Consider the following 10787-nt stretch of genomic DNA (forward strand, 5'->3'; position numbering starts at 1 on the left):
GTTTCAGGCCACGATGGCCTTTGCCTCGGTTTCGTTCAAAACACCACCCGTGCCAACGGGCAGCAAAACCCGCGCCTCTGCTCCGGCGCGCGCCCCTTCCCGAAAGGCAGGGGCATCCATCAATTCGAGTTTCCCCGAATGCTCTTCGATGATCTTTTTTACAATCGACAGACCCAAACCGGTGCCCTTGTCGCGATGTGTTACATAAGGTTCAAACAGGCGGCTGCGCTGTTCCGGCAGGCCGCGACCATTATCCTGAATTTGGATCAGCAAGGCACCATCGACATCCGTGACTATAATACGGATCTCTGGCTTGTAGCCACTAGGCGGCTCTTCCAAAACAGAATCAATGGCTTCCGCCGCATTCTTCATCAAATTGGTCAGCGCCTGACCTATCAGGGTCTCATCAATCAGCGCGTCGATGGGCCGATCCGGAGCCTCAAGTGTATACGTGATGTCGCCACGCCCCGCCTGTTGCAGATGCACGGCATCGCGGATCAGCTGCTGAATATCCGAGATTTTCATTTCCGGCGCAGGCATACGGGCGAATTTGGAGAACTCATCCACAATCCGCCGCAGATCGCCGGTCTGTCGAATGATGACATCGGAATACTGCTCAAGAGCCTCACGCTCATCCCCCACGACAGGCCCAAATTTGCGGCGCAGGCGTTCGGCGGACAGTTGGATCGGGGTTAGCGGGTTTTTGATCTCATGCGCGATGCGGCGCGCGACATCGCCCCAGGCCGCCATGCGCTGTGCTGTAACAAGGTCTGAGACATCGTCGAAGGTCACAACATACCCCTCAAGCTTGCCATCATCCCCAAGACGCGCCGACATACGCACCAGCAGAGTTTCCTCGGACCGCCCGCGCAGCAGACGGACCTCTCCCTGGCTGACGCCGGTCACGCTTTTTTCAAGCTTAGAAAACAGGTCGGAAAACTCAGGCACCGCCTGTTCCAGATGCACGCGCGACGGTTCAACCTCATCCAATGACAGCAGTTGTTTGGCCGCGGCATTCACCATCTCGATCCGGCCATCCGCATCCAACCCGATGACCCCGGCGGTGACACCAGACAGGATGGAATCGAACAATCGGCGGCGGCGTTCAGTTTGGGTATTTGCATCGACCAAAGCGTCGCGTTGCCCCTTCACCTGACGGGTCATGGTGTTGAAAACACGCGACAGGGTGGCGAACTCATCATCACCCGGTTCCTCACGCACCTGCACATCCAGATCGCCCTCACCCACACGCCGCGCAGCACCGGCCAGACGTGCGACGGGGCGCGTCAAACGCTCTGCAAACCAAAGGCCCAGCCAGATGGCCGCAAGTATCACGATCAATGCAAAGCCCAGATAGACCAAGGCAAACTCAAACAACAGCCGGCCCCTGTCCCGCTCCATCTGTTGGTAAAGGCCGACGGTTTCCTTGGTTTCGTCCAGAAGTGACAGGATTTCACCGTCCACGTCACGGGTGACATAAAGATAGCGATCAGCAAACGCACTCAGTTGGATCAGGGCGCGGAACTCGTCATGATCGCCGTCCTCGATGATCACCGTTTCGCCATTCCGGGCGCGTTCCAGCGCGTCATAGCTGGGGGGTTCATAGTCGAACAGATAGCTCCGCTCCCCCCGCGCCCTCAGGGCAAGTGCGCTGTCAATAATATAAGCCTCAGGTAATTCGCGCTGCATCTGAACCTGACCGCGGTTCAGCAATTCGCGCAGTTCGCCGCCCGAAATCAACGGATCGCGCTGCTTCTGAACATTCAGGAAATTCGCAAGGATGCGCGCGTCCGAGGCAAGGTTGAACCGATGTTCCGCCTCATAGGCCTGTGCGGCCTCCAGAGAGTTTCCAACCACGTTTTGCACCCGCTCGGAAAACCATCCCTCAAGCCCGAAATTCACGGACACGGTGGCAAAGACCGCCACCAGAATGGTCGGGATCATCGCAATGATGGCAAAGATACCGGTCAAGCGAAGGTGCAGGTTGGACCCGGCTGAGTTGCGCCTGCGCGCCATCACTATGGCACTGATGCGGCGCGCAATCAGCCCGGCAATCACCACCACATAGACAAAGTCAGTCAGCAACACCGTGCGAAGCGCGGTGGAGGATATGTTATCCACGGCACCAACGGCAAAGGCGGTTATAAGGGCCAGAACCGGCCCCAGCACCACCAGGATCAGAGTCAAGGCATTGCGGACGCTTCTTCTCTTCAGCGCCTCTCCGGCCTTGATCCAGAGTTGGGTCATCACGTTGTGTTGCAACTGCGCGACAGGCCTGTGACTGCTTCGTTACTGTGGCAATCTTACATCATTTTTTTGCCACGTGTCACTGTAATGTCGAGGTCGTTAATCTTTTTGCGCAGCGTGTTCCGATTGATTCCCAAAAGGTCTGCCGTTTTCAATTGGTTACCCCGCGTTGCTGACAGTGATAGGGCAATCAGGGGCAGCTCAACTTCTTTGATAATCCGGTCATAAAGCCCAGCGGGCGGCAGCGAATCCCCATGCAGATCGAAGTAGCGGCGCAGATGGGCCTCGATGGCCTGACCCAGTTTCTGGTTCTGATCCGGCGCGCCAGCGCTGACCGAGGATGGCCGCGCCTGCACCTCCTGCTGGATCATCAGGGCCGAGATAATATCATCCGCGCAAAGCACCGCCAGACGGCGCATGAAATTCTCAAGCTCACGCACATTGCCGGGCCAATCCATCTTACCCAAAATATCTAGCGCCTTTTTCGAGATCGTACGCCCCGGTAACCCTTCAAGTTCGGCCTGACGCAGGAAATGCCGCGCCAGGTCAGGAATATCATCCAAGCGGTCGCGCAGGGATGGCAGGCGGATCGGGACGATGTTCAGCCGATAGAACAGATCCTCGCGAAAGCGGCCTTCATTGACCAGTTGGCGCAAATCTTGATGCGTGGCGGCAATGATGCGCGCGTCGGCCCGCTGAACCGCCCTGCCCCCGATCTTGGTGAACTCACCGTCCTGCAGCACCCGCAGCAGGCCCGTCTGGGCATCCAGTGGCATATCGCCCACCTCATCCAGGAACAGGGTGCCGCCATTAGCCTGCGCGAATTTCCCCTCACTCTCGGGATTGCGTTCCGAGCCGAACAGCTCTGCCTCTATCATGTCATGGGGCATTGCAGCCATGTTCAGCGCCACAAACCGCCCCCGCTTGCGCGTGCCGAAATCATGTAAGGCGCGCGCGACCAGTTCCTTGCCTGTGCCGCTTTCGCCTGAAATCATGATCCCCAGATCGGTGGTCATCAACCGCGCCATGATGCGATAGACATCCTGCATGGCGGCGGATCGGCCAATCAGCGGCAGCTTTTGTTCATCCATGGCGGGCTGCTCGGCGGCTGTCGGACCTGTGCCACGGCTTAGCACTTTGTTCACAAGGCTTAGAACCTCGCGCAGATCGAAGGGCTTTGGCACATATTCATAGGCCCCCGCTTCGGTCGCACGGATCGCCGTCATCACCGTGTTTTGCGCGGACATCACGATCACCGGCAGATCGGGGCGTTTCTTTCGGATCGCAGGCAACAGGTCCAGCGTGTCGCCATCGGGCATCATGACATCCGTGACAACGACATCGCCCTCCCCCTCCTCAATCCAGCGCCATAAAGTCGAGACCGCCCCGGTGGAGCGCACCCGCGCCCCAGCGCGTGTCAGCGCCTGGCTTAGAACGGTGCGGATTGTGCGGTCGTCATCGGCGACGATAATGGTGCCTTCCATGGCCTAGTCTTCCTTGATCATATCGTCCGCAGACGCGCGCCAAACTGGCAGGCGCACCCGGAATTCAGTTCGGCCCGGTTCGCTGTCGCATTCAATCACCCCGCCATGATCGCTTAAAACCTTCGATACCAACGACAGCCCCAGGCCAGAGCCATTGGCCTTGGAGCTGACAAAGGGGTCAAAGATATCCTTGATCAGGCTGTCGGGGATGCCCTTGCCATTGTCCGTCAGGCTGATCAGCAAGGGCACGCTTTCGGATTTCCCGCCCGGCAGGGTCAGCTTCACGCCGGGCTGAAATCCTGTACGCAAGGTGATCACGCCGCCGACCTCAGGCACGGCTTCGGCAGCGTTTTTCAGCAGGTTCTGCATGACCTGCATCAGCTGGTCGGGGTCGCCTGCGGTGGGCGGTAGCGACGGGTCGTAGTCTTCGCGAAACCGGACATGGGCGGCGAACCCGGCCTCTGCGGCGCGTTTCGCCCGGTCCAGAACGTCGTGGATATTGACCTCGTTGCGGACGGTCGGGCGCAATTCGCCGAACTGCTCTACCCGTTCGACCAGATCACCGATACGCTTGGTTTCATCCTGGATCAGTTCGGTCAATTCCCGCTCGCTCTCGGGCAGCGACATGGACAACAATTGCGCTGCACCGGAAATACCGGCCAGCGGGTTGCGGATTTCATGCGCCAGCATCGCCGCCATTCCCGCGACAGAGCGGGCGGCGGAACGGTGCGATAAGGACCGGTCCATCTGTTCGGCCATTCCCCGCGGATGCAACAGCAGCAGCACCGCGCCTCTCTCCTGCATCGCGGCCGCGTGCAGATTGAAGATACGCGGCGGCTTGTCGGCCCAGCCTATATGAATGTCATGCTGCACGACCGAAACGGCTTCTCTGCGGGCCTGTCCAATCGCCTCCAGCAGCGGGCTGCTTTCACCAACGAACCCGGCTAGCGGTTTATCGGCCATCTGCTTAAGGGAAGTGGCGGCGAAGGCCTCTGCCTCGGGATTACAGGTGCGGATACGGTCGCGCGGTCCGATGACAAAGGCGGGGTATGGTATCGCGCCCCAGATCTGATCAAAATCGGTATGTGTCATGCGGCGGCACTGACCTCACCCAAATCGTGCAGATGGCGAATGACGTCTTTCGGATCTGTGGCTGTCAAAACGGACCTGCGCAGCTCTGGCCCGGCGCGGCCTTCCAGATACCAGCCAAGGTGTTTGCGGGCGCATTTCAGACCCAACTGGGTGCCATAGAAGGTTAGGATCGCCTCGTAATGCGCGATGATCATATCGTATAACGCCGCGCCGACCGGGATCACCGGGGCGGGCATTCCGCCCAAATCCGCCGCGATATCGGCCAGCAGCCAGGGCCGCCCTTGCGCACCGCGCCCGACCATCACGCCCGCAGCACCGGATTGGGCCAAGGCCTGCCGGGCGCTGCATCGGTCAACAATATCGCCATTTGCGATCACCGGAATGTCGACGGCCTGAACCACCTCTGCAATCGCGGCCCAGTCTGCCTGGCCTTTGTAGAACTGACAGCGGGTCCGGCCATGAATGGTAATCATCTGGACGCCTGCCACTTCGGCGCGGCGGGCAATATCGGGCGCATTCAGGCACGCATCATCCCAGCCGAGGCGCATTTTCAGAGTGACCGGCACATCGACCGCACCGACCACCGCCTCAATCAGGCCAAGCGCATGATCGGGTTGGCGCATCAGGGCAGAGCCTGAATATCCGTTGGTCACCTTCTTGGCTGGGCAGCCCATATTGATATCAATGATGCGCGCGCCCTGCCCCGCGCATAGCTTGGCGCATTCCGCCATCCAATACGCCTCGCGCCCGGCGATCTGGACCGAGGTGCGCTCCTGATCCAGCCCAAGCTCCGCCCGTGCGCGGGCGGAGGCGCGCGCCTGCACCATGTCCTGACTGGCCACCATTTCAGACACAACCAGACCAGCACCAAACCGGCTGACCAGATTGCGAAACGGCAAATCCGTGATCCCCGCCATCGGCGCAAGAAGAACGGGAGAGTTCAGGGTGATATCGCCGATCTGAACCGGCATAGTGATTAATCCTTAAGCAATTCAGCCGCAGGTACCAAATTTTGAGCAATGCGGCAACAGCTTTCCAAAGCCGAGGCAATTTGTCATAGGTCTCCCGACATGTCGGGAGGGTTCATGAAACTGGCTGTTATCCTTATTGCCGCCGGGCGTGGTCAACGCGCAGGCGGCGTGGTGCCGAAGCAGTATCGCAAGCTGCGTGGGCAGGCCGTGATAACGCGCACATTGCGCGCCCTTCTCGCCCATCCCGGGATCGAGATGATCCTGCCGGTGATCCATCCCGATGATGCTGATGCCTATACCGATTGCTCCCTGCCTGATCCGCGTCTGCATACGCCCGTTCCCGGTGGGGCTGATCGTGCAGCCTCCGTTCGGGCCGGGCTGGAGGCTTTGGCCGAGGCCGCCCCGCGTCACGTTCTGATCCATGACGCCGCACGGCCGTTTGTGTCCGCCAGCCTGATTACGACGGTCGCTGACGCGCTGGACACCCATCCCGCCGCCCTGCCTGCGCTGCCAATCGTTGATGCGCTCTGGCGGGCAAAGGGTGGTCTGGCCTCGGATGCGGTGGCACGAGATGACCTGTGGCGGGCGCAGACGCCGCAAGGCTTCGACTTTGAAACCATCCTTCAGCTGCACCGGCAAAACTCAGCGGCTGTCGCCGATGATGTGACACTGGCGCGCAAGGCGGGTTTGCCGGTTGCCATCGTTCCGGGCGACGGCAATAATTTCAAGATCACGCTGCCGCAGGATTTCACCCGCGCAGAGCGTCTGTTGGAGGCACAATTGGACATTCGCACCGGTACCGGGTTTGACGTGCATGCCTTTGGCGAAGGCGACGCGGTGACCCTCTGCGGTATTCGCTTGCCGCATGACCGCGGCCTGAAGGGGCATTCCGACGCCGATGTCGCAATGCACGCCATCACCGATGCCGTTTTTGGCGCTCTGGCGGAAGGCGATATTGGCCAATGGTTCCCACCCAGCGATCCGCAGTGGAAAGGTGCTGCCTCCGAGATATTTCTGGCCAAAGCGGTCGAGCGTGCTGGGGCGCGCGGTTTTACCATCACCCATCTGGATTGCACGATCATCTGTGAAACGCCCAAGATCGGCCGTCATGCTGAAGCGATGCGAACCGAAATTGCACGGATCACCAGGCTGACAACTGACCGGGTCAGCGTCAAGGCAACCACATCAGAGCGGTTGGGCTTTACCGGCCGAAGCGAAGGGATTGCGGCGTTAGCAGCTGCGACACTGGTGGCCCAATGAACGCGATCGCGACGTTTTTTTATGTGGGTTATGCGCCTGTGGCTGCGGGCACATTCGGCTCTCTGGCAGCGTTGCCTTTTGGATATTTGCTGCATCGGTTTCTGGGCTTCCCCGGGCTGGTTGTTGCCACGCTTATCGCATTTGTCCTTGGGGTCTATGCCACTGCGGTTGTGACACGGGGCGCTGAGAACACCGATCCGTCCGAAGTGGTGATTGACGAGGTTGTCGGCCAGTGGATTGCCCTGTTCCCCCTGTCTGCCGGGCTGTGGTTTGCCAGTGCCGCGCCGCATATTTTCCCCTGGCCGGGCTGGGTCGGGGCGTTTGTCATGTTCCGGCTGTTTGACATTTGGAAACCCTGGCCGGTCAGTTGGGCCGACAACATGCACACGCCTTTGGGAGTGATGCTCGATGACGTTATCGCCGGTGTGATGGCGGCCATCTGTGTGGCAATCGCCGCTGGGATAAGCCACGGGATGATGGGACAGTGAGCACAGTTGAGGTTCTTGCGGCCTGCCGGGCGCGCGGGTGGATGCTGGCCACAGCAGAAAGCTGCACGGGGGGCATGATCATAGCCGCGCTGACCGATATCGCGGGATCGTCTGATGTAGTGGACCGGGGCTTTGTCACCTATTCCAACGCAGCAAAGATGGAGATGCTTGGCGTTTCCGCCGCAACGCTGGATGAGCATGGCGCAGTGTCCGAAGATGTGGCGCAACAGATGGCAGAGGGTGCCCTAGCCCGTTCTGCCGCCGATATCGCTGTGTCGGTCACCGGCATCGCCGGCCCCGGCGGGTCTGAGCATAAGCCTGAGGGGATGGTCTGTTTCGGCTTGGCTGTGACGGGTCGGCAGACAAAGGCCGAAACTGTGCAGTTCGGTGCTTTGGGGCGCGATGAAGTTCGCCGCGCAACGATTGCGCATGCTTTAGGCTTGGTTTTGAAGGCTGTCGAATAAACCTTTACTTGGCATAATCTGACGCTGGGCCACTGCGCATCGTCAGGCGACTCCAACCGCGCAGCACTGCTTTAGGTGCTTGCCCCATAAAGCGCCGCAGCCCGCTTCTCAAACGCAGCAACAATCCGCTGCATCGCCTGATTGAACACCACGCCGATCAGCGCTTGAAGGGTACGGGAGCGGAACTCAAAATCGACAAAGAACGTCACCTCGCAGCCCTGCTCATGAGCTGCAAACGCCCAATGGCTATCCATCTTTTTGAAAGGCCCATCTATATAAACAACCTCGATCCGTTGCGCCTTGGGGAACAAGGTGACGCGGGATCCGAATTTTTCGCGGAATACCTTGAAAGACACGATCAGGTCAGCCTCCACAACCTCCCCTTCGGGCCCGCCATGGCGCTTCAGGATGCGCGCACCACTGCACCAGGGTAGAAATTCGGGGTAAGAGGCGATATCAGCCACCAGATCGTACATCTGTGCGGGGCTGTAGGGCAGAATGCGGGTTTCGGAATGCGTCGGCATGGCGCTAGGGTATGGCCGTGTTGCGCGCTATGGTAAAGGCGGAATCGACCAAACGCGACGAAATGACGGAGCCTCATGGACCATTCAAATTACGTGATCGACCCGATGATCTCGGCCAAGGAAATCGCAGCCCGGGTCGAGGCACTGGCCGCAACGATCTCCACCCATTTCGCGGACACGGACAAGCTAATTGTCGTCGGGCTGCTGCGCGGGTCATTCGTGTTCATCGCCGATCTGGCGCGTGAATTGCAGATGCCGGTTGAGGTGGATTTCATCGAAACCTCCTCCTATGGCAATTCAACGGAATCCAGCCGCGAGGTGCGCATCCTGAAGGATCTGCGCGGCGAGATTGAGGGCCGCGATGTGCTGGTGGTTGAGGATATCGTCGATACCGGCCACACACTGGCCCATGTCCTGTCGCTGTTGCAGTCCCGCAATCCTGCCCGGCTGGAGGTCTGCGCCCTGCTGGATAAACCCACCCGGCGCGAGGTGGATGTGAAAGCGACCTGGACCGGCTTTGAAATCCCCGACAAATTCGTCGTTGGCTATGGCATCGACTATGCGCAGCGCAACCGCAACCTTCCCTATATTGGTGCGGTCCGCTTTACGGGTCAGTCATGAATATCTTCTGGTTACTTCGCGCCAAACGCTGGGCCCAAAATCCACCGTCGATGAAGCGGGTCCTGCTTGGGCTTGCCGTGATCGCGGCCTGTGTTCTTCTGGTGGTGTTGGAGCGCTACGGCTTCCTACCTGACTGGTTTCAGGCAGAGCGCGCAGGGCCAAGGGTGTTGCGCTAGATGCGGGTCGGGGTCATAGGCGCAGGCCCCACCGGGTTAACCGCAGCGCTTGAGTTGCGCCGCCGGGGCGTAGATGCCCAAGTGTTTGAGCAACGCGCAACACCGTCACAACTCAGCCGGGCGGTGGGCATTCAGCCAAAATCCCTAGGCCTGCTGCACCCATCCGGCGCTGCGGCTGACATTCTGACGGAAGCCATCCGGTTTCAGGGTGTTGTTTTCCACCGCGGGTCCAGACAACTGACCCGGCTGCCGTTTCCTGAAGACGACAAGGCAACCATCTACGGGCTGGCCCAGGACCGAACCGAGCATCATCTGGCCGCAGCGCTACAACGCTACGGTGGTCATGTTCGCTTTGGAGCGGCTTTTGAAGGGTTGCGCCAGAGCGATGACAGTGTGACGGCACGGATCGACGGCCAAGAGCTGACCTTTGATTACCTTATTGGCGCAGATGGCGTTCGCAGCACTGTCCGCGCAGCGCTGGGTCTGGAATATCCAGGCTTCGACCTGCCGGAAAAATGGTCCATTGCCGATGTCGACAGCGATGACTGGCCGCATCCCGGCTGGTTTTGCGGCTATCAGTTGGCCGGAGGCAATATCGCTGTCGTCGTGCCGCTGGAGAAGGCCAGATACCGCGTCATCGCCAGTCAGCCTGATGCACTTGCCGCCTTGCCGGTGCCGATGCTGGTCCGCAACATACGCCGGTCTGGCGCGTTCACTATCTCGGTTCGCCAGGTGGCGCAATATCGTCAGGGCCGGGTATTTCTGGCCGGCGACGCCGCGCATTGTCATTCGCCGGTCGGGGGACGCGGGATGAATCTGGGCATCGCTGATGCAACAGATCTGGCGGCCCGTTTGGTCGATGGCGATCTGGATGGATATCACGCCGCCCGCCACCCAGAAGGTGCCCGTGTCCTGCGGTTTTCCGAGCGCGGTCGGAAAATCATCCAAAGCGCCACCCCTTTCGCCCGCACTGCAACCTACACCGCACTTCGGGCAACAAGCCTTTTCCCACCCCTGGGCCGTGCTGCGCTACGCCGCCTGGTAGATGGCTGAACCACAGCTATCGTGAGGTGACGGTTGTCCTTAACTACTATGGCGAATGCGTCATCACTTCGGTCGCGGCGATGGCCGCAGGTTTCTGGCGGGCGCGCTGGCTACCGGTTTGGCTGAGCGTCGCCATCGCATTGATTTTCGAGATCAGCACAACATGGATGATCCGGGACGAGCTGACCCTGAATGTGCTGATGCTGCTCTGGCCGCTGGACGCGGTACGTGAGTGGCAGGCGGCGATTTAGGTTTGGATCCAGCTAAGCGCTCGGTGCCACTCGGCTCCTTACCCCACTAGAGCGCCGTCCTTGAAATCTGAATCGGTGGGATTCCCACGATGCGGATTTTGTGATTCACTATATTTGGAGGTGGAACATGGGCAAATCGCTATCACTGGATATTCGGGAGCGTGT

12 protein-coding genes are annotated in these 10787 nt (G+C 59.8%); 7 read left to right on the forward strand and 5 right to left on the reverse strand.

Going from position 1 to position 10787, the window contains the following annotated elements:
* Positions 1-3: 3 nt before the first annotated feature.
* Genes ACW9UQ_RS13610 through dusB form a run of 4 tightly spaced genes read right to left on the reverse strand, consistent with a single transcriptional unit; the run spans position 4 to position 5794 of the window.
* Complete coding sequence (locus tag ACW9UQ_RS13610) at positions 4-2247, reverse strand: sensor histidine kinase NtrY-like (protein ID WP_458931566.1); 2244 nt, start codon at positions 2245-2247, stop codon at positions 4-6.
* A 56-nt stretch (positions 2248-2303) separates the two neighbouring features.
* Positions 2304-3731 (reverse strand): nitrogen regulation protein NR(I), encoded by a 1428-nt coding sequence (ntrC, locus tag ACW9UQ_RS13615; protein ID WP_458931567.1) that lies wholly within the window; start codon positions 3729-3731, stop codon positions 2304-2306.
* Between the two features lie 3 nt (positions 3732-3734).
* Entirely contained in the window at positions 3735-4823 is a 1089-nt protein-coding gene (locus ACW9UQ_RS13620) for a two-component system sensor histidine kinase NtrB (protein WP_458931568.1), read from the reverse strand.
* Complete coding sequence (gene dusB, locus ACW9UQ_RS13625; protein WP_458931569.1) at positions 4820-5794, reverse strand: tRNA dihydrouridine synthase DusB; 975 nt, start codon at positions 5792-5794, stop codon at positions 4820-4822. The genes ACW9UQ_RS13620 and dusB overlap by 4 nt, the downstream gene beginning before the upstream one ends.
* Positions 5795-5908: 114 nt before the next feature.
* On the opposite strand from dusB, the gene ACW9UQ_RS13630 reads away from it, so the two are divergent.
* From ACW9UQ_RS13630 to ACW9UQ_RS13640, 3 genes are read left to right on the forward strand one after another with little or no spacing between them, the layout of a single operon-like run.
* The gene (locus ACW9UQ_RS13630) at positions 5909-7054 is read left to right on the forward strand and encodes a bifunctional 2-C-methyl-D-erythritol 4-phosphate cytidylyltransferase/2-C-methyl-D-erythritol 2,4-cyclodiphosphate synthase (protein ID WP_458931570.1); all 1146 of its coding nucleotides are present in this window, start codon (positions 5909-5911) and stop codon (positions 7052-7054) included.
* Positions 7051-7542, forward strand: coding sequence for a phosphatidylglycerophosphatase A family protein (locus ACW9UQ_RS13635; RefSeq protein WP_458931571.1), 492 nt, complete (start codon positions 7051-7053; stop codon positions 7540-7542). The genes ACW9UQ_RS13630 and ACW9UQ_RS13635 overlap by 4 nt, the downstream gene beginning before the upstream one ends.
* A complete protein-coding gene (locus ACW9UQ_RS13640) occupies positions 7539-8006 on the forward strand; it encodes a CinA family protein (protein ID WP_458931572.1) in 468 nt (155 codons plus the stop codon). Before ACW9UQ_RS13635 ends, ACW9UQ_RS13640 begins: the two co-directional genes overlap by 4 nt.
* Positions 8007-8077: 71 nt before the next feature.
* On the opposite strand, the gene ACW9UQ_RS13645 is transcribed toward ACW9UQ_RS13640, so the two are convergent.
* Positions 8078-8530, reverse strand: a complete 453-nt coding sequence (locus tag ACW9UQ_RS13645; RefSeq protein ID WP_458931573.1) for a type II toxin-antitoxin system RatA family toxin — start codon at positions 8528-8530, stop codon at positions 8078-8080.
* 75 nt (positions 8531-8605) lie between these two features.
* Here ACW9UQ_RS13645 and hpt point away from each other — a divergent pair, with 75 nt between their 5' ends.
* Genes hpt through ACW9UQ_RS13665 form a run of 4 tightly spaced genes read left to right on the forward strand, consistent with a single transcriptional unit; the run spans position 8606 to position 10622 of the window.
* Positions 8606-9151, forward strand: a complete 546-nt coding sequence (gene hpt / locus ACW9UQ_RS13650) for a hypoxanthine phosphoribosyltransferase (RefSeq protein WP_458931574.1) — start codon at positions 8606-8608, stop codon at positions 9149-9151.
* A 50-nt stretch (positions 9152-9201) separates the two neighbouring features.
* Positions 9202-9327 (forward strand): hypothetical protein, encoded by a 126-nt coding sequence (locus ACW9UQ_RS13655; protein WP_458931575.1) that lies wholly within the window; start codon positions 9202-9204, stop codon positions 9325-9327.
* A complete protein-coding gene (locus ACW9UQ_RS13660) occupies positions 9328-10380 on the forward strand; it encodes an FAD-dependent oxidoreductase (RefSeq protein WP_458931576.1) in 1053 nt (350 codons plus the stop codon). It abuts the gene before it with no gap.
* Between the two features lie 17 nt (positions 10381-10397).
* On the forward strand, positions 10398-10622 hold the full coding sequence (locus ACW9UQ_RS13665; RefSeq protein WP_458931577.1) for a DUF2585 family protein: 225 nt from the start codon (positions 10398-10400) through the stop codon (positions 10620-10622).
* Positions 10623-10787 lie beyond the last annotated feature (165 nt).

Source organism: Halovulum sp. GXIMD14793 (assembly GCF_054457435.1).

What these genes read in the sequence shown, in the direction of transcription:
- ACW9UQ_RS13610 (WP_458931566.1), bottom strand. Translation starts at nt 2,247, where the DNA reads ATGACCCAACTCTGGATCAAGGCCGGAGAGGCGCTGAAGAGAAGAAGC.
- ntrC (WP_458931567.1), bottom strand. Translation starts at nt 3,731, where the DNA reads ATGGAAGGCACCATTATCGTCGCCGATGACGACCGCACAATCCGCACC.
- ACW9UQ_RS13620 (WP_458931568.1), bottom strand. Translation starts at nt 4,823, where the DNA reads ATGACACATACCGATTTTGATCAGATCTGGGGCGCGATACCATACCCC.
- dusB (WP_458931569.1), bottom strand. Translation starts at nt 5,794, where the DNA reads ATGCCGGTTCAGATCGGCGATATCACCCTGAACTCTCCCGTTCTTCTT.
- ACW9UQ_RS13630 (WP_458931570.1), top strand. Translation starts at nt 5,909, where the DNA reads ATGAAACTGGCTGTTATCCTTATTGCCGCCGGGCGTGGTCAACGCGCA.
- ACW9UQ_RS13635 (WP_458931571.1), top strand. Translation starts at nt 7,051, where the DNA reads ATGAACGCGATCGCGACGTTTTTTTATGTGGGTTATGCGCCTGTGGCT.
- ACW9UQ_RS13645 (WP_458931573.1), bottom strand. Translation starts at nt 8,530, where the DNA reads ATGCCGACGCATTCCGAAACCCGCATTCTGCCCTACAGCCCCGCACAG.
- hpt (WP_458931574.1), top strand. Translation starts at nt 8,606, where the DNA reads ATGGACCATTCAAATTACGTGATCGACCCGATGATCTCGGCCAAGGAA.
- ACW9UQ_RS13655 (WP_458931575.1), top strand. Translation starts at nt 9,202, where the DNA reads ATGAAGCGGGTCCTGCTTGGGCTTGCCGTGATCGCGGCCTGTGTTCTT.
- ACW9UQ_RS13660 (WP_458931576.1), top strand. Translation starts at nt 9,328, where the DNA reads ATGCGGGTCGGGGTCATAGGCGCAGGCCCCACCGGGTTAACCGCAGCG.